The 22,468-nt window shown below is 60.5% G+C and carries 22 protein-coding genes; 8 read left to right on the top strand and 14 right to left on the bottom strand.

Going from position 1 to position 22,468, the window contains the following annotated elements:
* The first annotated feature begins 66 nt into the window (after positions 1-66).
* Positions 67-684, top strand: a complete 618-nt coding sequence (locus EA797_RS16620; RefSeq protein ID WP_122167200.1) for a TPM domain-containing protein — start codon at positions 67-69, stop codon at positions 682-684.
* A gap of 89 nt (positions 685-773) precedes the next feature.
* Here EA797_RS16620 and EA797_RS16615 read toward each other — a convergent pair whose 3' ends face one another.
* The 4 genes from EA797_RS16615 to EA797_RS16595 all read right to left on the bottom strand — a co-directional run bounded on the left by EA797_RS16615 (position 774) and on the right by EA797_RS16595 (position 7,079).
* On the bottom strand, positions 774-2,741 hold the full coding sequence (locus tag EA797_RS16615) for an AAA family ATPase (RefSeq protein ID WP_122167199.1): 1,968 nt from the start codon (positions 2,739-2,741) through the stop codon (positions 774-776).
* A 420-nt stretch (positions 2,742-3,161) separates the two neighbouring features.
* On the bottom strand, positions 3,162-4,403 hold the full coding sequence (locus EA797_RS16605) for a c-type cytochrome (RefSeq protein ID WP_122167195.1): 1,242 nt from the start codon (positions 4,401-4,403) through the stop codon (positions 3,162-3,164).
* Between the two features lie 10 nt (positions 4,404-4,413).
* A complete protein-coding gene (locus EA797_RS16600; protein WP_122167193.1) occupies positions 4,414-6,615 on the bottom strand; it encodes a xanthine dehydrogenase family protein molybdopterin-binding subunit in 2,202 nt (733 codons plus the stop codon).
* A gap of 11 nt (positions 6,616-6,626) precedes the next feature.
* A complete protein-coding gene (locus EA797_RS16595) occupies positions 6,627-7,079 on the bottom strand; it encodes a (2Fe-2S)-binding protein (RefSeq protein WP_122167191.1) in 453 nt (150 codons plus the stop codon).
* 337 nt (positions 7,080-7,416) lie between these two features.
* Here EA797_RS16595 and EA797_RS16590 point away from each other — a divergent pair, with 337 nt between their 5' ends.
* Complete coding sequence (locus tag EA797_RS16590) at positions 7,417-7,614, top strand: hypothetical protein (RefSeq protein WP_122167189.1); 198 nt, start codon at positions 7,417-7,419, stop codon at positions 7,612-7,614.
* On the opposite strand, the gene EA797_RS22140 is transcribed toward EA797_RS16590, so the two are convergent.
* A complete protein-coding gene (locus tag EA797_RS22140) occupies positions 7,538-7,942 on the bottom strand; it encodes a hypothetical protein (RefSeq protein ID WP_256046631.1) in 405 nt (134 codons plus the stop codon). The genes EA797_RS16590 and EA797_RS22140 overlap by 77 nt on opposite strands.
* Positions 7,851-9,725, bottom strand: a complete 1,875-nt coding sequence (locus EA797_RS16585; RefSeq protein WP_208644465.1) for an HD domain-containing phosphohydrolase — start codon at positions 9,723-9,725, stop codon at positions 7,851-7,853. The genes EA797_RS22140 and EA797_RS16585 overlap by 92 nt, the downstream gene beginning before the upstream one ends.
* 115 nt (positions 9,726-9,840) lie before the next feature.
* Between EA797_RS16585 and EA797_RS16580 the strand changes: the two genes are divergently transcribed.
* Positions 9,841-10,314, top strand: a complete 474-nt coding sequence (locus EA797_RS16580; protein WP_122167187.1) for a FecR family protein — start codon at positions 9,841-9,843, stop codon at positions 10,312-10,314.
* Positions 10,315-10,343: 29 nt separating this feature from the next.
* Entirely contained in the window at positions 10,344-10,913 is a 570-nt protein-coding gene (locus EA797_RS16575; protein ID WP_244214143.1) for an OmpA family protein, read from the top strand.
* Positions 10,914-10,916: 3 nt separating this feature from the next.
* On the opposite strand, the gene EA797_RS16570 is transcribed toward EA797_RS16575, so the two are convergent.
* The 6 genes from EA797_RS16570 to EA797_RS16545 form a co-directional block, all read right to left on the bottom strand.
* Positions 10,917-13,019 carry a CHASE2 domain-containing protein gene (locus EA797_RS16570; protein WP_122167185.1) on the bottom strand — a complete coding sequence of 701 codons (2,103 nt, stop codon included), beginning with the start codon at positions 13,017-13,019 and terminating at the stop codon, positions 10,917-10,919.
* Positions 13,020-13,068: 49 nt separating this feature from the next.
* Positions 13,069-13,449, bottom strand: coding sequence for a RidA family protein (locus EA797_RS16565; protein ID WP_122167183.1), 381 nt, complete (start codon positions 13,447-13,449; stop codon positions 13,069-13,071).
* An 85-nt stretch (positions 13,450-13,534) separates the two neighbouring features.
* Positions 13,535-15,643, bottom strand: a complete 2,109-nt coding sequence (gene spoT / locus EA797_RS16560) for a bifunctional GTP diphosphokinase/guanosine-3',5'-bis pyrophosphate 3'-pyrophosphohydrolase (RefSeq protein ID WP_122167181.1) — start codon at positions 15,641-15,643, stop codon at positions 13,535-13,537.
* Between the two features lie 60 nt (positions 15,644-15,703).
* The gene (gene rpoZ, locus EA797_RS16555) at positions 15,704-15,967 is read right to left on the bottom strand and encodes a DNA-directed RNA polymerase subunit omega (protein ID WP_045431137.1); all 264 of its coding nucleotides are present in this window, start codon (positions 15,965-15,967) and stop codon (positions 15,704-15,706) included.
* A 174-nt stretch (positions 15,968-16,141) separates the two neighbouring features.
* A complete protein-coding gene (gene gmk / locus EA797_RS16550) occupies positions 16,142-16,762 on the bottom strand; it encodes a guanylate kinase (RefSeq protein ID WP_122167179.1) in 621 nt (206 codons plus the stop codon).
* A 67-nt stretch (positions 16,763-16,829) separates the two neighbouring features.
* Positions 16,830-17,693, bottom strand: a complete 864-nt coding sequence (locus EA797_RS16545; RefSeq protein WP_122167177.1) for a YicC/YloC family endoribonuclease — start codon at positions 17,691-17,693, stop codon at positions 16,830-16,832.
* Positions 17,694-17,899: 206 nt separating this feature from the next.
* Here EA797_RS16545 and rph point away from each other — a divergent pair, with 206 nt between their 5' ends.
* Both rph and EA797_RS16535 read left to right on the top strand, forming a co-directional pair.
* The gene (gene rph / locus EA797_RS16540) at positions 17,900-18,622 is read left to right on the top strand and encodes a ribonuclease PH (protein WP_122167175.1); all 723 of its coding nucleotides are present in this window, start codon (positions 17,900-17,902) and stop codon (positions 18,620-18,622) included.
* A gap of 14 nt (positions 18,623-18,636) precedes the next feature.
* Positions 18,637-19,005, top strand: a complete 369-nt coding sequence (locus EA797_RS16535) for a DUF4870 domain-containing protein (protein WP_122167173.1) — start codon at positions 18,637-18,639, stop codon at positions 19,003-19,005.
* A gap of 70 nt (positions 19,006-19,075) precedes the next feature.
* Here EA797_RS16535 and EA797_RS16530 read toward each other — a convergent pair whose 3' ends face one another.
* Positions 19,076-19,855 (bottom strand): exodeoxyribonuclease III, encoded by a 780-nt coding sequence (locus EA797_RS16530; protein WP_122167171.1) that lies wholly within the window; start codon positions 19,853-19,855, stop codon positions 19,076-19,078.
* Positions 19,856-19,939: 84 nt separating this feature from the next.
* On the opposite strand from EA797_RS16530, the gene pyrE reads away from it, so the two are divergent.
* Both pyrE and EA797_RS16520 read left to right on the top strand, forming a co-directional pair.
* Positions 19,940-20,581, top strand: coding sequence for an orotate phosphoribosyltransferase (gene pyrE, locus EA797_RS16525; RefSeq protein WP_122167169.1), 642 nt, complete (start codon positions 19,940-19,942; stop codon positions 20,579-20,581).
* Positions 20,582-20,918: 337 nt separating this feature from the next.
* Positions 20,919-21,503, top strand: a complete 585-nt coding sequence (locus tag EA797_RS16520) for a DUF4124 domain-containing protein (RefSeq protein ID WP_122167167.1) — start codon at positions 20,919-20,921, stop codon at positions 21,501-21,503.
* A 57-nt stretch (positions 21,504-21,560) separates the two neighbouring features.
* On the opposite strand, the gene argB is transcribed toward EA797_RS16520, so the two are convergent.
* Positions 21,561-22,460, bottom strand: coding sequence for an acetylglutamate kinase (argB, locus tag EA797_RS16515; protein ID WP_122167165.1), 900 nt, complete (start codon positions 22,458-22,460; stop codon positions 21,561-21,563).
* Positions 22,461-22,468 lie beyond the last annotated feature (8 nt).

The raw sequence follows: 22,468 nt of genomic DNA, 5'->3' as shown, positions 1-22,468 counted from the left end.
GCCAGTTTCGAATGACCAGCCGATCAATTCGGCTAAACGAGAGCACCCATCGAAGATGAATACGCAATGACCTTACTGTCCGAAAGCGAGCTGAAACAGGTATCCGAGGCGATCGATCGCATCGAGCGTGATACCGATGCCGAACTGGTAACCGTGCTGGCCGCACAGGCCGATGACTACCGCTACATCCCGTTGCTCTGGGCGAGCCTGCTAGCGCTTATCCTTCCTGGCGCGCTGCTGTTCTTCACGGGATGGCTGGCAGCCTGGCAACTGTTGCTGGTGCAATGGTTGACCTTCGTCGTGCTGGCGGTAGTCTTCCGTATTCCGAGTCTGACCAGCCGGCTGATCCCCCGCTCGGTTCGCCATTGGCGCGCCTGCAATCTGGCGCGGCGCCAGTTCATCGAGCTGAACCTGCATCACACCGTTGGCGGAACGGGCATGCTGATCTTTGTCTCTGAAGCCGAGCGCTATGTGGAAATTCTCGTGGACCAGGGAATCTCCAGCCGCATCGATGACAGCGTCTGGCAATCGATTGTCGACACCTTTACCGAAGACGTGCGCAACGGCCAGGTGCTTGAGGGTTTCCTGACCTGCATCGAAACCTGCGGTTCGCTGCTCAAACAACACGTGCCGGCGACTCATGAGCGCAACGAGCTGCCGAACCATCTGGTGGTTTTGCCGTAAACAGGTTGTTCAGCCGCTTGGCATACGAAAACCAAGAAGCCCATGCGATGCATATCGCATGGGCTTCTTTTTTCCGTCCCGGCAAGTTATCAGAGCATGCCCGGACCATCGTCCTCGGGTTGCTCGATCGGCGCGAGATCGAGGTAGGGTGCATTCTCCATGGCGCTGGCAGCAACGCGATCGATGCTGCTCATGGCGTGGCCGATGATCGAGCTGACGCTCGCCTCATGATGATGCTCCGGTAGCCGTTCTATGGCTGCCAGCACCTCTTCACCTGGCACGGTTTCCTCAGCCAGCAGCTTGTCGGCGATCTGGTCCAGCGCTGGTTTTAGCCGTTGGAGCAAGGCCATGCACTCGCGGTCGAGTTGCTTGAGTAGCGTATCAGCAGCACGAATCGACTCGCCAGAATCGAACTCGATGTGCGCGTCGCGTACCGCTTGCAGGCTGAGCAGCGAGCCGTTCGGCCCCATGCCCAGCGCGCCAACCATCGACAGCGCGATCTTCGAGGCTTCCTGAAGGTCCTGGCCGGCACCGGAGGACACCTCATGGAAATACAGCTGTTCTGCGCCGCGGCCAGCCAGGAGCATCTGGATGCGGTTGCGCAGCTCCGATTCCATGTGCAGGCGCTTGTCCTCCACCGGAGTTACCAGCGTGACCCCAAGGGCCTGACCGCGCGGCAGTATGGTCACCTTCTCCACCCGACCAACTTTCAGCGCGGCGGCGACAAGTGCGTGGCCGGCCTCATGCACGGCGATACGCTTGCGATCGGTGGGTGACATGGGCGTGACGCCGGATGGCTGCTCGCCGATGCGGCAGGTTTCCACTGCGTCGACGAAATGCGCCATGGTCACTGATTTAGCTTCGCCACGTGCGGCCAGCAAGGCGGCATGGTTGACGATATAGGCGATAGCGGCGGGTGTGAGGCCAACGGTATTACGCGCCAGCTGTGGGAAGTCCAGATCCTGCTCGGCGCGGATCTTGGCCGCGTAGAGGCGGAACAGCGCTTCCCGGTCGCTCAGCCCTGGCAGCCCGACGGCAATGGAGCGGTCGAAGCGGCCTTCACGTACCAGAGCAGGGTCAAGCGAATTGGGGAAGTTGGTCGCACCCAGCACCAGCACGCCGCTGGCGCCGTCAAAGCCGTCCATCTCGGCGAGGAACTGGTTGATGATGCGGTTGCTCTCGGCGTCGCTGGAGCGCTGCTGCTCGGCGCGCTTGCCGATGCCGTCGATCTCGTCGATGAAGATGATGCAGGGTGCCTGCTTGCGCGCAGTGCGGAACAGCGCTTTGACCTTCTGGATGCCGACGCCGAAGTACATTGACGAGAAGTCGCTGCCGGTCACCTGAATGAAGCTGGCGTTGGATTCGGTCGCCAGCGCCTTGGCCAGTTGGGTCTTGCCGGTGCCGGGCTCGCCGGTCAGCAACACGCCTTTAGGCGGGCGGGCGCCCAGCGCGGCGTAGGCTGCGGGGTCGCGAAGATAGGCAGTGACGTCGCTCAAGGCCTGCTTGGCCTCGCCAGCGCCCACCACATCGGCAAAGCTGATGCCACTACCCTTGCGCTGTACCTGAAACGCTTGGCTCTTGATCGCAAGATAGGTCAGCGCGCCGAGCAGTAGCAGGATGAAGGGGGCATAGGGCACCACAGCTTTGTACCAGGGCGCTTCGCCGTCGGTTTCGAACAGTGTCAGCGGGAACAGCTGGCCCTCGCTGCTGGCGTAGTGGTCGAGCATCAGTTGCGCGACGCGACCCGATTGATCCGGCACCCAATAGTGCAGGCCGTCTTGCAGGCTGATGTAGACGGCGTCCTTATCCAGCGCCGCACTGGCAATGGTCGCGCCGCGCAGATCGGCCATCAGCACGGAGAGATCGCGTCGATTGGCTTTCCAGGGTTCGGTTGATTCCTGCAATGCCTCGAGCATGCTGGCAGCAGCACCGGTAGCCGGCGTGGATGGGGCGGTCGGGCGTAACTGCCAGAACGCTACGCTAGCAACGATCAGCAGCAACAGGACAACGGAGAGCACAGGGCCGCGGCGACCTTGTAGCAGACGTGGTGTTTTCATTTCACATCCAATCGGGAAGCCCGATGTTTCGACAAACAACCGCCAGCGAGGCGGACCACAGTTGTTCGCGGGGGATCCCCGCGGCGCCAATCGCATGGCGCAGCACAGTACGGGCGTGTTGGATGCGATTTATATGCCGGACTGCGAATCGGATTCTCTGACTCCGATAGCCGGCGAGAATACGGCAAGTGCCATCATGCAAGTGGCCATGCGACGAATGGCGGGCGGGTTTGCGACGAATGACCATTCTGCTACGGAACTAAGCGGAACGGCGGTGTCTTGGGGTTACATCACTTGCGGGGCTGGTCTTGCATCTGGGCGCTCCTGGGGCTTGGGCGTCAGCGAGGCGATACCCATCGGGCGCCTGTTCATGCCCGATGGGTATCGCTGGCTAGGTGGCTGCGTCTAACTATTTTGGGGTCAGTGTCCTTCCTTCCGCCTCTCGGCAATGGTTTCTGGCGTCAGCTCGCCCGCCTGGGACCCGAAGTGGCTCAGCATGAAGTTGCTCAAGGCCGAGACTTCCCGATCATTGAAGTGGCGGTTGAACGCCGGCATCAAATGATGGCCGTTCGGGCCGTGCAGGGCGTCGCCATTGAGAATGACCTGTACCAGATTAAGCGCGTTCGGATCGTTGACCGTGCGTAATCCACGCAAGGAGGCGTAGTCACTTTGCCGCCCGCTACCGTCCCAGTGGTGGCAGCTGGCGCAGGCATCGGCGAACAGCTTTTGTCCCAGCGGATGACGACTCTCTGACGGCGGCTCGTTCGCCAGCGCTTTGTCATCGGGTCGCTTGACCTCAGCTGGCTGAGCCGGCACAGATTTGAGATAGACCACTATCGCCTGGATGTCCTCTGGCGTCAGATGCCGCAGGCTATGATTGACTACCTCAGCCATGGGGCCACCGGCCACGCCATAACCCGGCGCGACGCCGGTCGCCATGTAGCTGGCGAGCGCTTCGTCCGGCCATCCGCCGATGCCACTTTGTTCATCGCCAGTGATGTTCCAGGCCGCCCAACCCTGGATGGTTGCACCGCCGAGGGCCTCGGAAGCCTTCTTCGCTTGCATGAAGTTGCGCGGCGTGTGGCACTCGCCGCAGTGACCCGGGCCTTCTACCAGATAGGCGCCGCGGTTCCATTGCTCGGATTGCTCCGGGTCCGGCTCGAAGCGTTCATCGTCAAGGAACAGCATGTTCCAGAGCGCGATGCCCCAGCGCTGGTTGAACGGAAAGCCGATGTCGTTTTCCTTGTTCGGCTGGTTTACCGGCTCCAGGCTGAACAGGTAGGCCTTGATCGCCAGAATGTCCTCGCGTGGCATCAAGGTGTAGGACGTGTACGGAAACGCCGGGTAATAGTGTTTCCCGTCCGGGCTAACGCCCTGCTGCATGGCTTCTACGAAGTCATCGTCGCTCCAATTACCGATCCCGGTCTCCTTGTCCGGGGTGATATTGGTCGAATACAGGGTGCCGAACGGCATTTTCACCGGTAGACCGCCAGCGTAGGGCTTGCCACCGTCGGTGACGTGGCAGGCCAGGCAGTCGGCCGCCTGCGTCAGGTATTGGCCGCGTTCGAGCAGCGCTTGGTCCGCCGGCTGCGCTAAGGCTGCACCAGCGCAGACGGCGAGCGCAGCACCCAGCAGGCTGCGGTGTAATAATCGAATCTTCATGCCGGGTTCCTCAAATCACGTAATAGCCGGCGCGAGCCAGCGGCAGGCGGCGGATACGGGTGCCGCTGGCAGTGGCCAGGGCATTGACCAGTGCGGGCGCGATCATCGCGGTGCCGGCCTCGCCGACGCCTCCGGGTGCTTCGCGGCTCTCTACGATGTAGGTCTCCACCGGTGGCGCATCGCTGATCCGCAGCTGGCGGTAATCATGGAAGTTGGTCTGCTCGACGCGACCCTGGCTGACGGTGATCTCGTTGAACAGCGCTGCGGACAGCCCGAACAGCGTGCCGCCCTCGATCTGCGATTTGACCGACACCGGGTTCATCACCTGGCCGCAATCGATCGCGACGACCAGGCGCTTGAGCTTGATGCCTTTGTCCTCGGTCACCTGCAACTCGACCACCGTGGCGAGAAAGCTGCCGAACACTTCCTGCACAGCGACGCCTCGGCCGTGGCCGGCTTCCAGCGATTCGCCCCATCCCGATTTCTCGGCTGCAAGGCGTAACACCGCCTGAGCACGTGGATGGCTACCGAGCAGCGCCATGCGGTACTCGACTGGGTCCTGCTCTACGCTGCGTGCAACTTCATCGATGAAGCTTTCCAACATATAGGTGCTGCGTAACGGCCCGACGCCGCGCCACCAGGACTGATGCAGCGCCTTGGGCGGCACCGGCACGTAATTCACTCGCAAGTTGGGCATGGCGTAGATCGGATGCATGGCCACTTCCACGGCATCGCCATCCAGGCCGTTCTCGGGTACCGCAGCAGGCGCAAAGCGCGCAAGGACCGAAGCGCCGGCAATGGTATGACGCCAGCCTTGCAAGCGGCCTTCGGCATCCAGCGCAGCGGAGAAGCGGTCGATGTAATGTGGGCGATACATGTCGTGGGTGGTGTCTTCTTCTCGCGTCCAGGTCAGCTTGATCGGGTAGTCCACCTTGGCTGCAATCGCTACGGCCTGGCTGATGAAGTCCACCTCCAGGCGACGGCCGAAGGCGCCACCGATGAGCTGGTTGTTGACGATGACCTGCTCGGCGGGGCGTCCCGAGGCTTCAGCGGCTGCCGTCTGCGCCCTTACCGGCACCTGGGTGCCGACCCACAGTTCAACTGCGTCGGAGCGTACTTGGGCAACGCAGGTCATGGGTTCCAGCGCGGCATGGGCAAGGAAGGGCATCTGGTATTCGGCTTCGAATGTCTTGGCCGCATCCTTGAGCGCCTTATCGATGTCGCCTTGTTCATTGGCGATGGCCCCGGTCTTGTCCAGCGCGTCCTTGATGTCGCGCTCCATCTGCGCGGAATCGATGCCGGCGTTGTCGCCGAGGTCCCATTCGATGCCCAGCGCACGCACGCCGGCGAAAGCTGCCCAGGTGTGCTCACCGATCACCGCCACGGCATTTTCCAGACGGATGATCTCGATCACCCCCGGAACGGCCCGGGCGGCGCGCTCGTCGACGTTGCGTACCGTGCCGCCTAGTACTGGGCAGGCGCGGGCAGAGGCGTACTTCATGCCGGGAACGACCAGGTCGATGGTGAAGCGGGCAGTACCGTTGACCTTGGCTGGCGTGTCCAGTCGGCGGGTGGGCTTGCCTATCAGGCGGAACTGCTCGGCGGGCTTGAGTGGAATATCCTCTGGCACTGGCAGTTTGGAGGCGTCTTCGACCAGTTCGCCATAACCGAAACTCTGACCATTCGTGCCGCCCAGCACGCGGCCCTTCTCGGCGCGAAGGGTGTCGGCGCCAACCTGCCAGCGTTGTGCAGCAGCTTGGATTAGCAGCAGCCGCGCCGCCGCGCCGGCCTGGCGCAACGGTTCCCAGTTGCTGCGGATCGAGGTCGAACCGCCCGTGGCCTGGAAATTGAGCAGCTTGTCGTTGTAGATCTGCTCGTTAGGCGGTGCTTCCTTCAGGGTGATCTGGTCGAGTTCGATCTCCAGCTCTTCGGCCACCATCACGGCCAGGCCGCTCTGCGCACCCTGGCCCATTTCGATCTTCGGTACGGTAAAGGTCACCTGGCCGTCGCGGTCGATGCTGATAAAGGCATCCAGCGCCGTGGCGTTGGACATGGGCTGATCTTCAGGCCCCTCATTGAGAATCTGCTCGGCAAAGCTGCGCCCGGCAAATGGGAGCGAAAAGCCGATTACCAGGCCACCCAATGCCAGGCTGCTGATTTTCAGGAGGGTGCGGCGCGAAGGGGATTGCAGGGTCGTTTCCCGGTTGGCCATCTTGCGCTTCCTCATGCTTGAGCGACGCGCTTGATGGCGCTGCGAATGCGGGTATAGGTGCAGCAGCGGCACAGATTACCGGCCATGCCCTGGTCGATGGCCTTGTCGTCCGGCTGGGGGTTCTTCTCCAGCAGCGCAACGGCCGACATGATCTGCCCACACTGGCAGTAACCGCACTGCACCACCTCGTCCTCCAACCATGCCTGTTGCACCTGCTGGCCGAGATCGGTGTTGCCGATGCTTTCGATGGTCACGACCTTGCGATCCTTCACCTCACCCACCGGCAACACGCACGAGCGTGCTGCCTGGCCGTCGAGGTGAACGGTGCAGGCGCCGCACTGGGCGATACCGCACCCGTACTTGCTACCCGTCAGGCCCAGTACGTCGCGCAGGACCCATAGCAGGGGCATGTCTTCGGGAACGTCGGCCTCGAGGTCGGCGCCGTTGATGGAAAGTGTCAGCATTGGAAAGGGACCTCACGTCAGGCTCTGATGCGGCGCGCTTATGGTTGGTTTGGTGCACGCCCATGAACGAGACAACGGGTGAGGCGAAAGTTGCCCGATGATTGGCAATTAATTACCGCACGGCTGGTTTACCGACAAAAATTGTCCGAAGCGGTCGGATTTTCACCGCCGCATGCCTGGCTAAAGCCAATGCTGAGCGCCGTTACGATTCACTGGTTGCGGAGTTGAACAAGCCGTTCCGATGAGTGGGCTGCTAGGCGTCGGCTGTGTCGCGCAATCGGCAGCGATTCGTAGTAAATAGCCTGGTTTTTCACACACCCAGAGCAGTCCCCGCACCATGTCGACCCTGACCGAGTTGGCCCAGCAGATCGCTGTGCTTTATCCGCTACAAGACAAAACCGCCGGCAAGCGCTATCGCATCGTCAGCCAGCTCGCCGGTATGACCGAGCTGGAAGAGATCAGCGGTTTGCCGCGTTATGTCGATACCCTTCAGCTCGACGACAAAGAGTTGTGGGACGGTCGGGTCGCGATCTGAACTCGGGCGCTCTGGCTACTCTGCTGACGTAACTTGCGGCTGTAGAAGCGAAGCGACGTCCACCTGGTCCAGTTGCTCGGGCCGAAGGTGGCGTTCGCCATAGGCGCTGTGCAGGCCGCACGTCAGGAAGAGCCGGAAGAGATCCGCATCGATGTGACCGCGGTCGCGCAGGCGCGCCAGAATCCGCAGCGACTCGCTCAGCGGCTTGGCCTCCTTGTAGGGGCGATCGCAGGCGGTCAGCGCTTCGAAGATGTTCGGCGATGGCCATGATCCGCGCCGGAATGGATAGCTGCTCGGGCCCCAGCTTTCTTGGGTAGCCGGTCCCCAGAAGCGTTTCGTGATGCGTGCCGGCGTATTCCGGCACCCGCTGCAGGTTCTTTTGGGAATGGCAGGTTCTCAAGCATCACGATGGTCTGGACGATGTGCTCGTTGACCTTGAAACGCTCCTCGGCTGTCAGCGTGCCGCGGTTGATGCTCAGGTTATAGAGTTCGCCGAAGTTGAACTGGTGCTCGGGCACGCTCATCTTGAAGCCGTATTTCGGGTCCAGCGCCTTGGTCGCAGTATGCGGCATGAGGTGTTCGGCTTTGTCCGCCAGCAGTCTCTCGAACGCCGGCAATGCGACGGTTGGGAAAGCCTCCAGGCGAGCCGCTTCCTCGTGAGAGATGCCGAGGCGATCATCGAAATGGCGGGTCCAGCCTTGCTCGGCGATCCGCTGGAGCCGTCCGATGCGCTCCGGTGCCATTTGCTCACTGCCAATATTGCACTCGGCGACGAAATCGAACTCCTCTGTCAGGCGTGCTGCCGTTTCGGTGTAGCGTGCCTCGACCGCTTCTGGTGACTCGCCCGTAGCCAGCGCTTCCAGCCGTTCGATCATGGCATCACGCAGCAGCACTTCGAAGCGCATGCGGATCTCGTGGATACGGTTGTAGACGGTCTCCAGCTTGGTGGCCTTATCGACGATGTGTTCTGGGGTCGTGATCTTGCCGCAATCATGAAGCCAGGCGCCGATGCGAAACTCCCGCCACTGGTCATCGGTTTCGAATCTGAAGTCCGCCAGGGGGCCTTCATCGGCTTCGCACGCCTTCTCAGCCAGCATCATGGCGAGCTCGGGAACGCGGGCGCAGTGTCCGCCGGTGTAGGCGCTCTTGGCATCGATCGCACCGGCGAGGATCTCGATCATGGAATCGATCAGGGCGGTCTGTGAGTCGATCAGGTTGTGGTTTTCCAGTGCCACCGCCGACTGCGAGGCCAGCGCCTCGACAAATCTCAGACTTTGCCTGGAGAAACTGGTGACTTCGCGGCTGGCCGGATCCAGCGCATTCATGAACTGCAATACGCCGAGCACTTCGCCACCGCGTGCAATCAGCGGTATGCAGAGCATCGATACCGTTCGGTAGCCTGACTCCTCATCGAACCGGCGCGTGCCGGAGAGATCGAAGCGCGTATCGCGGTACACGTCATCGATGATGACCGTCTCCCTGCGTAGCGCCACATAGGTCGAAACGTGCCGCTCGTTGGGCACACCCGTCTGCGGATCATGTAGCGGTAGTTCGATGTCTGGTAAATGGTCGGCCTTCGAACGCAACGTGAAGCGCAGGCTGTCATGGTCGGTCATCAGGTACAGCGTTGCGGCGTCAGCGTTAGAGATGCGCTTGCCTTGCAGAAGGATGTGCTGCAGCAGCCGATGCTTATCCCGCTCGGAGGAGAGCAACAGGCCGTTTTCCACCAGGCTGGCGAGCTTCTCCTGTGCTTCTTCGAGGGCCTGGTTCTGGGCTCTCAGCGAACCGCGCATGGCGTCATGCTGGCGATGCAGGTCGTCAAGCTCGCGAATCAGCGAGCCGGAACTGTTGCACGCGCTGAAATCGAGCTGGCGGATGCGCCGCGTGTCTTCGTTCAGAACGCGGAGCGAGCGGCGGATGCTGCTCAGCCAGGCCAGCAGCACCGGTAGGCCCGCAAACATGAGCAGGAGCTCTGCAAGCAACAAGCTGCGCAGGTCGAACCACTCAAAATTAACCAGCATGAGCGCCGGTACGGTGGGCAAGAGCACGAACAGGGTGACTAGCGCCGAGGCCCAGGTCTCGTAGCTGAGCTTGTATTTGCTTGAGGTCATACTGCATCCTGCGGCGATTACTTGACGGCAGTGCCAGAACATCGGGCGACCGAACCTTAGGTTGCAGTAGCGTCGACTCGCAGGCCATTGGCCAGCTATGGAGAGTACATAAATCATGGTCAGTAAAAAGGATGCAGCGTCGAAATTCACCCGAACAGTGCTCGTCCTTGGCTTTTTGGCGATGTCTGGAGTGTCGCTGGCCGACGAGATAAGTGAGCCGATCGGCTACATCATGAAGGTCCAAGCTCCGGCAACAGTGACCAGCCGTGGTCAGACCATCGAGGCGCGCGTGGGGCAGGCCGTGATTCTCGGCGCCACGCTGCGTACTGGCGCCCAGGGCGCGATGGGCGTCACCCTGAGCGATAACACCGTGATGTCGTTCGGCCCAAACAGCGAATTCATCCTGGATGAGTACGCGTTCGAACCAGCCCGTGAAGAACTGAAGTTGAGCGCCCGAATCAGTCGCGGCACGCTGAACTTCATCTCCGGCGTGATTGCCAAGCTAAGGCCGGAAGCCGTCGAATTGAAGACCCCGACCGGCACCATTGGCGTCAGGGGCACGCATTTTCTGGTGAAGGTCAGCGAGTGATTCGAAAGTTTTGTAGAAGGTTTGCGCTGTTGTGCCTGGCTCTTGTGATCTCGGGATGCGCGACGGGCAATTACGTAGTGCTGCTGGAAAGTCCGGATGGGACCACGGGTTCCGTGGTGATCGAAGATGCCAACGGGCAGACACGGCTGGATCGTAAGAATCAAGGCACCAACATCGGCCCCAGCGGGACGAGGTCGGGGCCCTTCGAGGTAACCGAGGCGCGTATATCCCGCGACTTTGCCGCTGCACTGGCCGCCCAGCCGCCGCTGCCCCAACGCTTCCAGCTGCATTTCAAGATTGGCAGCGCTGATTTGACGGAGGAATCGGAGCGCACCATCGACGATGTCTTCGAGGCAATACGTCTGCGCGGACCATCGGCGGTTTCGGTGATTGGCCACACCGATACGCTCAGTGGCGCGCGGTGGAACGAACAGCTCGGGCTGATCCGTGCAAAGGCGGTGGCAGAGCTGCTCAGGCAACGAAATATCGAGGTGATCGACTTGCGCATCGAGTCCCATGGCGAGCGCAACCTGCTGATCAAGACGGCCGATGGTGTTTCCGAGCCGCGTAATCGTCGGGTAGAGATCAGTGTTCGCTGAGCATCACTTTTCAGTCATCACGATAAGCTCACCACCCATGCCGGTGCGCAGACGTTCCAGGTGAAAGCGCACCAGGTTGTCGGCCGGCCGTTGAGCGTGCAACCTTTCGAAAGCCTCTCGAGCTGTTTCGTCCCCGCCCGCCATCAGTTCATAGGCTGCCTCGTAGGCAAAATCTCTTTCCGTGTCGCAGGGCTCGTAGAGCCTGATCGGCTGCTGCCGGCCTTTGAGCACTACATTGCCAACAGGACGCATGGGTGCGTCCGGGTTGGCGTCGCGAATCGTCTCCGAGACACAGAGTTCGGTGCCGATATGGCGATTGAGGTTTTCCAGGCGTGCCGCGACGTTGACCGCATCGCCCAGCGCGCGGTAGTCGAATAGCGTCGCGCCGCCGAAGTTGCCCACCACTACGTCGCCGCTGTGGACACCGATGCGAGTCACGCCCAGAGCTATCCCGCTGGTTTGCTGGGCAACCGCGTGCTGACGGGTGAACTGGCGAATTTCGAGTGCGCAGGCGAGGGCGCGGCGCTGGTGATCATGCAGAACCACTGGCGCTGAAAACAGAATGGCCATGCCGTCGCCGATAATGCGCTCCAGGGTTCCTTCGTGACGAAACGCGATCTGGATGATGCCTTCCAGATATTCGTTGAGCATGCTTACCACCCGCTCCGGCGATTGGCCTTCCATCAGAGTGGTGAAGCCCGTGAGATCGGTGAACACGAAGCTGCAATGCCGACGTTCGCCGCTGAGCTGCAGCTGATCGGGGTGACTGACCAGATGCTCTACCAGATTGGGTGAAATGTAGCGCGAGAAGGCGTCACGCACCCAGCGCTGTTGTCTTTCGCTGGCCCGGTGCCGGGCAACGCTGGCGCCTAGATAGGTCAGCACGAGGCCGATGGATGGGCTAAGTGCATCGAGCAGCAAACCATGGCGCGAATAGGCCCACCAGGCGGCGAGGTTCAGCGCAACCAGCATGCCTGCCGATACCAGGGCCCCTGTCAGCGCACCCGTGGTCAGCGTGACGCCACAGAGCAGGAGTGCGGCTAGCAGAAGCGTCAGTGCCTCGATCGGGCTCGCCCAATGTGGCCGTTGCAAGGGCGCGCCGAACAGCGACTGCTCAATTGCCTGGGCATGTATATGGACCCCGGGGATCATGCCGCCTAGCGGGCTGAAACGCAGGTCCTGCAGGCCTTGCGCCGAGCTGCCGATCAACACCACTGCTCCCTGCAACCTGGCGTCCGGCTGCTCCTGAAACAGCTGCCACGCAGGAATGCTCTGAGCGCTCATGTCGGCCCGGTAGTGCACCCAGAGCTCGCCGCTGCGATTGGTCGGGAGGCGGGTGCTGCCGATATCGATGTGCGTGATGGCGCCGCGCTCGTCGGCGTCGACCCGGTAAATGTGGTGTTTCAGATAGACGCGTAATGCCTCTGCCGACAACGAGGGCAGCAGGTGATCGCCTGCCCGAATCATCAGCGGTACGCGCCGCACAACGCCATCCCCATCGGGCTGGAAGGTCATGGCGCCACTGCCAGCCGCGGCGGCCTCTAATTCCGGTAGCGCCGTGATGGCTCCGGCATAGGCCGGGAATCCGGGCATGCCGGCGTCGGCATTGAGCTTCACGGCGAAGCGATGGGTTGGGGTTGCCTGGGTGGGTGCCCGTGTTGCCGCAAACCCTAGCACGCTGGGCCGAAGTGAGAGGGATGCGGCGAATTGCTGATCGTGGTCGGGCAACTGATTGAGCTGAGTTGCCAGCTCGATGGGCAGCTGCTTGGCCAGCTGGGCCGGTGAGCTGCGATCCGGTTCTGCGAAAAGCACGTCATACACAGCTACCGCTGCGCCGGCATCGTGCAGACGAGTCTGCAATTGCGCCATCAGGTTTCGGGGCCAGGGCCATTGGCCAAGGCGCGTAAGGCTGTCCTCGTCGATATCGAGCACCAGCACCTTGGAGTTCTCGGGCGCTGGACGCGGCTGCCAGCGTTGATACTGATCGAAAAGGTTATTCCGAAAAGCCTGCAAGAACCTCGGTTCAGCCAGGTACAGGGCGCAAGCGGCGAGCAGGCCAGTAGAGGCGAGCAGCAAGCGTGGTGCCAGACGGCCGGATAGCGCCATCAGTCGCGCTCCTTGCAACCGGCCGAAGGCTAGGCTGGATAGCCGTTCGTTACTCAAGCACCAGAATGGCGTCCATCTCGACCTGTGCCGCCTTCGGTAGCGCGGCGATGCCGATAGCGGCACGAGCGGGGTAGGGCTGCTGGAAGTAACGGCTCATGACTTCGTTGACGGTGGCGAAGTTGCCGAGGTCGGTAAGAAAGATATTCAGCTTGACGATGTCCTTCAGCGATCCGCCGGCCGCTTCGGCTACCGCCTTGAGGTTCTCGAAGACTTGCACGGTCTGCGCCTCGAAACCTTCGACCAGTTCCATGGTTTTCGGATCCAATGGGATCTGGCCGGACATGTAGACAGTGTTGCCCGCTTTGATCGCCTGAGAATAGGTGCCGATGGCGGCTGGGGCGTTGTCGCTGTGGATCACGGTCTTGCTCATGGGGTGCTCCGATAGAAGAGTGCGGCCTCAGAGGATACGGGCTGAAGCGAAGCTGCAAAAGCCCTGGGCGGCATCGTTGTCGGAACTAGGCTTTCATCCGGGTGATACGCATGACGCCCTTGATCGCCCGTAGCTTCTTGATCACGCGGGCCAGATGCACGCGGTCATGCACGCTCACTACCAACTGGACAACGCTGATGCGGCCATCGCGCTCGTCCATACCGATCTTTTCGATATTGCCGTCAGCTGCATTGACGCTCCCGGCAAGCAGTGCGATCAGACCACGCTGGTGTTCCAGTTCGACGCGTAGCTCTACATTGAATTCGCCGGTGACGTCCTTGGACCAGGACAGCTGTATGCACTTGTCCGGATTGTGGCGGACATCGGCGATGTTCCTGCAGGTGTCGAGGTGCACGACCATGCCCTTGCCGGCGGAAAGATGCCCCACGATAGGGTCGCCAGGAATCGGGGTGCAGCATTTGGCGTAGTTCAGCACCAGGCCTTCGGTGCCGCGGATGGCCAGCGGACCTTCGGCGCTCGGTGCCTGTTCGCCTTCACTGGCCAGAAGGCGCCGGGCGATGACATAGGCCATCCGATTGCCAAGGCCGATGTCTTCGAGAAGATCCTCGATGACCTCCATGTGGTACTCGTTGAGCACCGCCTGGATGCGCTCTTGCGAGACCTTGTCCAGGCTTGTTTCGAACCCGGTGAGCACCTTGTTCAGCAGGCGCTCGCCGAGGTTGATCGACTCCGAGCGCCGCTGAAGCTTCAACGCGTGGCGAATGTGCGTTCGCGCCTTGCCGGTGACCACGAAGTTCAGCCAGGCGGGATTCGGGCGAGCACCAGGGGCTGTGACAATTTCAACTGTGCAGCCACTTTCAAGCGCCTGGGACAGCGGCGCCAGGCGCCGATTGACGCGACAGGCGATGCAGGTGTTGCCGACATCCGTATGGACCGCATAAGCGAAGTCCACCGCCGTCGAGCCCTTGGGCAACTCCATGATGCTGCCCTTTGGGGTGAAAACGTAGACCTCGTCCGGGAACAGGTCGATCTTGACGCTTTCGATGAATTCCAGCGAGTTACCGGCGCGCTCCTGCAGCTCAAGCACGCCCTTGACCCATTGCCTGGCCCGCGCGTGAGTGCCTTTAGGCGTCTCCTCGCCGTTGGATTTGTAGAGCCAGTGCGCGGCGATGCCGTTATTTGCCATCTCCTCCATTTCACGGGTGCGAATCTGGATCTCGATGGGCACGCCGTGCATGCCGAACAACGTGGTGTGCAGGGACTGGTAGCCGTTGGCCTTGGGGATCGCGATGTAATCCTTGAAGCGACCAGGCAGCGGTTTGTAGAGGCTGTGCACCGCGCCGAGCACGCGATAACAGGTATCGACCTTGTCAACGACGATGCGGAAGGCGTAGACATCCATGATCTCGTTGAACGCCTTACGCTTGCCGCGCATCTTCTTGTAGATGCTGTAGAGGTGCTTTTCTCGCCCGACTACCTCACCTTGCAGTCCGTCACGCTCCAGGCAGTGGATGAGCGACTGTTCGATCTTCTCGACGATCTCGTTGCGGTTCCCTCGCGCGCGGCGAACTGCTGCGCGGATGCGCTCCGATCGCATGGGGTGCATCGCCTTGAATCCCAGGTCCTCGAATTCGATGCGCATGGCATGCATGCCCAGCCGGTTGGCGATGGGCGCGTAGATTTCCAGGGTTTCCTTGGCGATGCGCCGGCGTTTTTCGCCGGCGAGTACCTCGAGGGTGCGCATGTTGTGCAGACGATCAGCGAGCTTGACCAGGATCACGCGAATGTCGCGGGCCATTGCCATGGCCATCTTCTGAAAGTTCTCGGCCTGGGCTTCTGCCTTGGTTTCGAACTTCATCTGGGTCAGCTTGCTGACGCCGTCCACCAGTTCGGCGACGGTTTCACCGAACTGAGCGGTCAGTGCTTCCTTGGCAATGCCGGTGTCTTCGATGACGTCATGCAGCATCGCGGCCATCAGGCTCTGATGGTCCATGTGCATGTCGGCGAGGATATTGGCTACTGCGAGGGGGTGGGTGACGTAGGCTTCACCGCTGCGTCGACGCTGGCCGTCGTGGGCCTGCTCGGCGTAGAAATAGGCACGGCGGACCAGATTGACCTGGTCAGCGCCGAGGTAGGTCGACAGGCGATCGGCAAGAGCGTCTATGGCTGGCAAGGAGATTCTCCCTGCTGGCGCGGCGCTATGTCTGCGGTTCGACTTCGACCTGGCATTTAGTCAGAGGGCCTCGTTCGGCTCTTCCTCGTATTGTACGAACAGCGGTTCGTCGTCAACGATTTCGTCCTGGGCGATGACGTCGTAGTCCACCAGGCCGGAGGCGATTTCACGAAGGGCAACAACGGTTGGCTTGTCATTTTCCCAGGCTACCTTGGGCTCTTTGCCACCGGTGGCCAGTTGGCGCGAGCGCTTGGTAGCGAGCATGACCAGCTCGAAGCGGTTATCTACGTTGTCCAGACAGTCTTCAACGGTAACGCGGGCCATGGTGTTCCTCATCAATAGCGGTAAAGCGTGCCCGAATGGGCGAGCGGACGGGATAGTCTAAAAAATCACCAGCCAATAGGGAAGCGGTAAAACGTTTCCGCGCCGGAAGGCTACCCATGAATCAGTCCGCTCGTGCAATACGAAAGCCACGGGCAAGAACCTGAGCGGCTGCACTCAGGCGAGTAGCTGCTCCAGCAGGTGCTGAAATCGTTGCTGCTGTGAGGTCTGCAAAAGCTGATTGGCGCGAAAGATCGCCTGCAGATCGATCAGGGCGTGGGCGAAGTCATCGTTGATCACAAGATAGTCATACTCGACGAAGTGCGTCATTTCGCTAACCGCTTCCTGCATGCGCTTTTCAATCACCTCATCGCTGTCCTGGCCGCGATTGGTCAGGCGCTGACGAAGCGCCTCCTGGGTCGGAGGCAGGATGAAAATGGATTTCGCTTGGGGCATCAGGCGGCGCACCTGCTGCGCGCCCTGCCAGTCGATCTCCAGGATCAGGTCGTAGCCTTCCTCAAGCGTTTGTTCGACCCAGCGCTGCGACGTGCCGTACAGGTTGCCGAACACTTCAGCGTGCTCGAGAAACTCATTGTGTTCCAAACGCTGTAGGAATTCTTCGCGGCTGACGAAATGGTAGTTGACCCCGTCTACCTCACCCGGACGCATTGGGCGTGTCGTATGGGAAACCGAGACCCGAACCTGCGGTTGCGCATCGAGCAGGGCCTTGACCAAGCTCGTTTTGCCCGCCCCGGAAGGTGCAGAAACGATGTAGAGCGTGCCGGTAGAGGCTGACATGTGATTCTCTGTACGATTGCTGAGTTATGCCTGGCGGGCGTCTATTCACCATAGCCAAGCGTAGTTGCTATTCGATGTTCTGGACCTGTTCGCGCATCTGCTCGATGAGCACCTTGAGGTTGACCGCGGCCTGGGTGCTGCGCGTATCGAATGCCTTGGAGCCCAGGGTATTGGCTTCTCGATTGAGCTCCTGCATGAGGAAGTCGAGTCGCCGTCCGGCGGCGCCGCCTGACTTGAGCACCCGTCGCACTTCGCTGACATGGGTGCTGAGGCGGTCAAGCTCCTCGGCCACATCGCTCTTCTGTGCAAGCATCACGATTTCCTGCTCGAGGCGCTGCGGGTCGAGTTCGACGCGCATCTCTGCACAACGATCGAGGATCTTCTGACGCTGGGCAGCGAGCATGTGCGGAACTTGGGCGCGTAGCGTGGCGGTCTCATCGGCGATCAAGTCGAGGCGCTCGTTGATCAGACGCGCAAGTTCTTCGCCTTCGCGGAGCCGTCCCGCCTTCATTTCCGTCAGCGCCGTGAGAAACAACTGCAGGGCTGCGGTGTTGAGCGTCTGCGGATCGGCCGAGTCACCCACCAGGACCCCTGGCCAGGCGAGGATCTCGAGCGGATTGAGCGGCGCCGGCTGCTTGATCAGCGCAGCGACGCTTTCAGCGGCGGCGATCAACTGGCTGGCGCGCTCGTTGTCCACTTGCATCGAGCGGCCCGCGGAGTCTTCCGCGAAGCGCAGGGTGCATTCCACTTTGCCCCGCGATAGGCCCTTGCGTAGCGCTTCGCGAGTGGCTCCTTCCAGCTCCCGGAACGCATCCGGAAGACGCAGGTGTGGCTCAAGATAACGATGGTTCACCGAGCGGATTTCCCAGCTGAGGGTGCCGTTATCGACAGCCTGCTCGGCACGCGCGAAAGCGGTCATGCTGTGGATCATTGGGAAGCCCTCAGTGCGGTGCGAAAGGCGAAGGATTGTAAAGGAAAAACCTCTGTGTTGCGCCCGCCAGTCGACCCGGCACCTTTAAGCCCGCACCGCCAAGGTGATAGACGAAGCGCGGCGCCATTTAGCTCGGCGGTGGCCGTTGTGACGTTACTGCGCTCTATAATGGTCGCCGTTCATTTCCCATAAGCAGGACAAGCCTCATGAAGCGACCCAGTGGCCGCGCCGCCGATCAGCTGCGTTCCATCCGCATCACGCGCAACTACACCAAGCACGCCGAAGGTTCAGTGCTGGTGGAGTTCGGTGACACCAAGGTGATCTGCACCGCCAGCGTCGAGAATGGCGTACCTCGCTTCCTCAAAGGGCAGGGTCAAGGTTGGCTGACAGCCGAGTACGGCATGTTGCCTCGTGCGACAGGCGATCGTAATCAGCGAGAAGCCAGTCGCGGCAAACAGGGTGGCCGAACGTTGGAGATCCAGCGTTTGATAGGCCGTTCACTGCGCGCTTCGCTGGACATGAGCAAGTTGGGCGAGAACACCATCTACATCGACTGCGATGTGATTCAAGCTGACGGCGGTACCCGTACGGCTTCGATAACCGGTTCAATGGTTGCGTTGGCAGATGCCTTGAAGCTAATGAAGAAGCGGGGCGGGTTGAAGGGTGGTGATCCGCTCAAGCAGATGGTGGCGGCAGTTTCGGTGGGTATTTATCAGGGTGAGCCCGTGCTCGACCTGGACTACCTGGAAGATTCTGCGGCAGAAACCGATTTGAACGTGGTGATGACCAGTGCTGGCGGCTTCATTGAAATACAGGGCACTGCAGAGGGCGCGCCTTTCCAGCCCGATGAGCTGAACGCCATGCTCGCACTCGCACAGGGCGGCATGAACGAGCTGTTCGCCCTGCAAACCGCTGCGCTGGCTGACTGAAAAAGGAGAACGCCATGGCTGATCAAGAACTTATTCCTCAACCCTCTGCGCAAGCGCGCCAGTGGGCCATGTTCTGTCACTACTCGGCGTTCTTCTGGTTTCTCATGCCAATGATCGGCAACGTGTTGGGGCCGCTGATCGTCTGGCAGCTCAAGAAGGACATGGATCCCTTCGTTGACGAGCAAGGCAAGGAAGCGCTGAATTTCCAGATCACCTTCAGTATTTTGCTGATGATCTGCGGTGCGCTGGCCTGGATACTGATTGGCTTTCCACTGATGGCACTGATCAGTGTGGTCGCGTTGGTGCTGGTGGTAATCGCCGGCATCCGCGCCAATGAAGGCAAGCCTTACCGGTATCCATTCTGCTGGCGGCTCGTGAAGTAACTGCCAGCTACGGCTCTTATTGCAAGGTTGCGCGAGGGCTATGAGTCAGCGAGTGGGCAGAAGTTTGCCCTTACAGGCTCAATGTCCAGTCGTAGTCCACGACAAGAGGTGCGTGCTGAGAGAAGCGAGGCTGCCGCGGCAGGCGCGCGTTGCGCACGAAGCGGCGCATGCCTGATGTGAGGATCTGGTAATCGAAGCGCCAGCCCAGGTTCAGCATTTGAGCCTGTTCGGTGTCCGGCCACCAGCTGTATAGGTCACCCTCGCGGCTGACTTCGCGCAGGGCATCGATGTAACCCATGTTGCCGAATATCTCGTCCAGCCATGCGCGCTCTGGGGCGAGAAAGCCTGTGGCCTGCTGGCAGTCGCGCCAGTTCTTCACGTCCAGCTTCTGATGGGCGACGTACAACGAGCCGCAATAGATGTATTCACGGCGTTTGCGGCGCTGCTTGTCCAGATAGTGGGCGAAGTCGTCCATGAACTTGAATTTCTGGTTCAGATCTTCGTCCCCGCCGCGGCCGGTAGGCAGGAGCAGACTTGCAATGCTGACCTTGTCGAAATCGGCCTGAAGATAGCGGCCATAGCGGTCGGCAGTCTCGAAGCCTAGACCCATGATCACGGCTTTCGGCTGGAGCCGCGAGTACAGAGCGACGCCGCCCTGTTCAGGAATTTCCGCGTCGACGCTGTAGAGGAAATACCCGTCGAGCTGGTAAGCGGGATCGTCAAGTTCAACTGCGGAGGCACGGGTGTCCTGCAAGCAGATGACATCGGCATTCTGCGCTTGCAACCAGCTGAGAAGACCCCGCTGTGCCGCCGCTTGAATGCCATTCACGTTGACGCTGATGATCCGCATAAATGGCCCCTAAAAACACGTGCGTGTATGATAACCCAAGCTCTTTGCAATTAGCTAAGCCAGTGTCTTCCGGGAATATTCTTCATGCAGGCGTACCAGCGCGACTTCATTCGCTTCGCCATCGAACGCGGGGTTCTGCGCTTCGGTGAGTTCACTTTGAAATCGGGCCGTACCAGCCCTTATTTTTTCAACGCGGGACTGTTCAATAGCGGTTCGGCTTTGGCTCAGCTCGGACGGTTCTACGCCGCTGCGGTCATGGACAGTGGGATCGATTTCGATGTGATCTTCGGACCTGCATACAAGGGCATCCCGCTGGCAGCGGCAACGGCAATTTCCCTTGCCGAAAACCACGACCGTGATTTGCCCTGGTGCTTTAATCGCAAAGAGGCTAAAGATCATGGCGAGGGCGGCACGCTGGTAGGCTCCCCGCTCAATGGGCGCGTGCTGATCGTGGACGATGTGATCACGGCCGGCACGGCCATTCGCGAAGTCATGCAGATCATTCGCGCCCAAGGCGCCGAGGCTGCGGGCGTGCTTATTGCGCTGAACCGACAGGAGCGCGGTCAGGGTGAGCTATCAGCTATCCAGGAAGTGGAGCGTGATTACGGCATGCCTGTGGTGAGCATCGTGTCGCTGACGCAGGTCCTGGATTTCCTGGCAGAGGATGAGCAGCTTCGTCAGCATTTGCCGGCAGTCATGGCGTATCGCGACCAATACGGGATTTGACTTTGAGTGTCATCTGCAGCCGCTCAGCCTGATTGAAAGCCTTCTCCGGCGAGTCGTTGTGTAACGCTGAACTCTGGTTTGTCAGCTACTGACATTTTGGGGCGGTTAGGACCATTAGCTGCCACGAAGTAGCGCAGCATACCGCGAGAGCCTCAAAGCGCTGCTCTGGCAGAGGTTATGGGAATACCTTGAGACGAGCCAAGGCTGGACTCGTCAGTTGGTGTGCTTATTGCTGAACGCAGAGCTAAGGTTTGTAAATACGCGCAGTGCTCGACATAAAAATATCAGGCGTTTCGGTGCGCTGTGCCGGGCACACTGAAAACGAAAAGGCAGGAAGATGCGAATAGGGAGCGGGTTACTGCTGCTGTTGGGGATGTTGGGGGCAGCAGCGGTGCAGGCTGAGCTGTATCGCTACGTCGATGACAAGGGCGTCGTGGTGCTCAATCGTCAAGGCGTTCCGCCGCAGCATATCGGCAAGGGGTATGAGGTTCTCAACGCTCAGGGCCGCGTGACCCGTGTAGTGCCACCTGCGCCTACGCCGGAAGAACGCCAGCGGTTGCTCGAGGCGCAAGCGCGCGCCACGTCGGATGCTCAACTGCTGCGTCTGTATGCCAGTGTCGAAGATGTCGAGCGAGCCAAGGTGCGCAAGCTCTCGGAGCTCGATAGCGTTATCGGAATCACGCGCGGGAATCTGCAATCCTTGCGTACGCAGCAGGCAAATCTTCAAAGTCAGGCCGCAGGCCATGAGCGCGCCGGTCGCACAGTGCCCGAACAACTCGTGACCCAGATCGATAACCTCAGCAAGGAGCAGGCTAGCCTGCGGCGGGATATCGAGCGCTACAGGCAAGCGCGTAAGCAAGCTGAAAGCAGTTTTGCCCGTGAACATCAGCGAGTCGGAGAGCTGCTAGGCCAGTCTCAGTGATGCATTAAAAAACCCAGCACCTGTGTCCAAGTGCTGGGTTTCTTGTTTACGGCCGACCTACCTGCGGTTGGTGATCAGCGTACCGACACCTATATCCGTGAAGATTTCAAGAAGTACGGCATTCGGGACGCGGCCATCAATGATGTGCGCGCTGTGTACGCCACCTTGTACTGCCTCTAGGGCGCAGCGAATCTTGGGCAGCATACCGCCGTAGATGGTGCCGTCAGCGATCAGATCGTCCACCTGCGCTGTGGTCAGTCCGGTCAGGACCTGGCCTTGTTTGTCCATCAAGCCGGCGATGTTGGTCAGCAGCATCAGTTTCTCTGCCCTCAAGGCTTCTGCAACTTTCCCCGCTACAAGGTCGGCGTTGATGTTGTACGACTCACCGTCCGGCCCAACGCCGATTGGGGCGATGACCGGAATGAAGTTGCCGCGCACCAGCATTTCCAACAGTTCGGTATTGACGCCTGTAACTTCGCCGACATGACCGATGTCGATGATTTCCGGTGAAGTCATCTCGGGTGTCTGCCGCGTGGCCTTGAGCTTCTTGGCGCGAATCAGCTTCGCGTCCTTGCCGGTCAGGCCAATGGCGCTGCCGCCGTGCTGGTTGATCAGGCTGACAATGCTCTTGTTGACCTGGCCACCCAGCACCATCTCCACCACGTCCATGGTCTGGCTGTCGGTCACCCGCATGCCGTCGATGAAGTGGCTTTCGATATTCAGACGCTTGAGCAGGTCACCGATCTGTGGCCCGCCGCCGTGCACCACCACCGGATTGATGCCCACTGCTTTCATCAGCACGATGTCGCGGGCGAAGCCGGTTTTCAGCTCCTCGCTTTCCATCGCGTTGCCGCCGTACTTGATGACCAGCGTCTTGCCGACGAAACGGCGGATGTAGGGCAACGCTTCAGACAGAACCTGAGCGAATTGGGTGGCAGCTTCACGGCTGAGGGTCATGCAAGGCT

The organism is Stutzerimonas zhaodongensis, from assembly GCF_003696365.1.
Classification (GTDB): Bacteria; Pseudomonadota; Gammaproteobacteria; order Pseudomonadales; family Pseudomonadaceae; genus Stutzerimonas; species Stutzerimonas zhaodongensis.
Note: the sequence above shows the minus strand (reverse complement) of the source record. Positions and strands in the feature narration are given on the sequence as shown.

Coding starts and splice junctions, on each gene's coding strand:
- EA797_RS16530 (WP_122167171.1), bottom strand. CDS start 19,855: ATGCGGATCATCAGCGTCAACGTGAATGGCATTCAAGCGGCGGCACAG.
- EA797_RS16585 (WP_208644465.1), bottom strand. CDS start 9,725: ATGACCTCAAGCAAATACAAGCTCAGCTACGAGACCTGGGCCTCGGCG.
- pyrE (WP_122167169.1), top strand. CDS start 19,940: ATGCAGGCGTACCAGCGCGACTTCATTCGCTTCGCCATCGAACGCGGG.
- rph (WP_122167175.1), top strand. CDS start 17,900: ATGAAGCGACCCAGTGGCCGCGCCGCCGATCAGCTGCGTTCCATCCGC.
- EA797_RS16545 (WP_122167177.1), bottom strand. CDS start 17,693: ATGATCCACAGCATGACCGCTTTCGCGCGTGCCGAGCAGGCTGTCGAT.
- EA797_RS16595 (WP_122167191.1), bottom strand. CDS start 7,079: ATGCTGACACTTTCCATCAACGGCGCCGACCTCGAGGCCGACGTTCCC.
- EA797_RS16520 (WP_122167167.1), top strand. CDS start 20,919: ATGCGAATAGGGAGCGGGTTACTGCTGCTGTTGGGGATGTTGGGGGCA.
- EA797_RS16580 (WP_122167187.1), top strand. CDS start 9,841: ATGGTCAGTAAAAAGGATGCAGCGTCGAAATTCACCCGAACAGTGCTC.
- argB (WP_122167165.1), bottom strand. CDS start 22,460: ATGACCCTCAGCCGTGAAGCTGCCACCCAATTCGCTCAGGTTCTGTCT.
- EA797_RS16590 (WP_122167189.1), top strand. CDS start 7,417: ATGTCGACCCTGACCGAGTTGGCCCAGCAGATCGCTGTGCTTTATCCG.
- EA797_RS16615 (WP_122167199.1), bottom strand. CDS start 2,741: ATGAAAACACCACGTCTGCTACAAGGTCGCCGCGGCCCTGTGCTCTCC.
- EA797_RS16620 (WP_122167200.1), top strand. CDS start 67: ATGACCTTACTGTCCGAAAGCGAGCTGAAACAGGTATCCGAGGCGATC.
- EA797_RS16565 (WP_122167183.1), bottom strand. CDS start 13,449: ATGAGCAAGACCGTGATCCACAGCGACAACGCCCCAGCCGCCATCGGC.
- EA797_RS16570 (WP_122167185.1), bottom strand. CDS start 13,019: ATGGCGCTATCCGGCCGTCTGGCACCACGCTTGCTGCTCGCCTCTACT.
- rpoZ (WP_045431137.1), bottom strand. CDS start 15,967: ATGGCCCGCGTTACCGTTGAAGACTGTCTGGACAACGTAGATAACCGC.
- EA797_RS16605 (WP_122167195.1), bottom strand. CDS start 4,403: ATGAAGATTCGATTATTACACCGCAGCCTGCTGGGTGCTGCGCTCGCC.
- gmk (WP_122167179.1), bottom strand. CDS start 16,762: ATGTCAGCCTCTACCGGCACGCTCTACATCGTTTCTGCACCTTCCGGG.
- EA797_RS16535 (WP_122167173.1), top strand. CDS start 18,637: ATGGCTGATCAAGAACTTATTCCTCAACCCTCTGCGCAAGCGCGCCAG.
- EA797_RS16600 (WP_122167193.1), bottom strand. CDS start 6,615: ATGGCCAACCGGGAAACGACCCTGCAATCCCCTTCGCGCCGCACCCTC.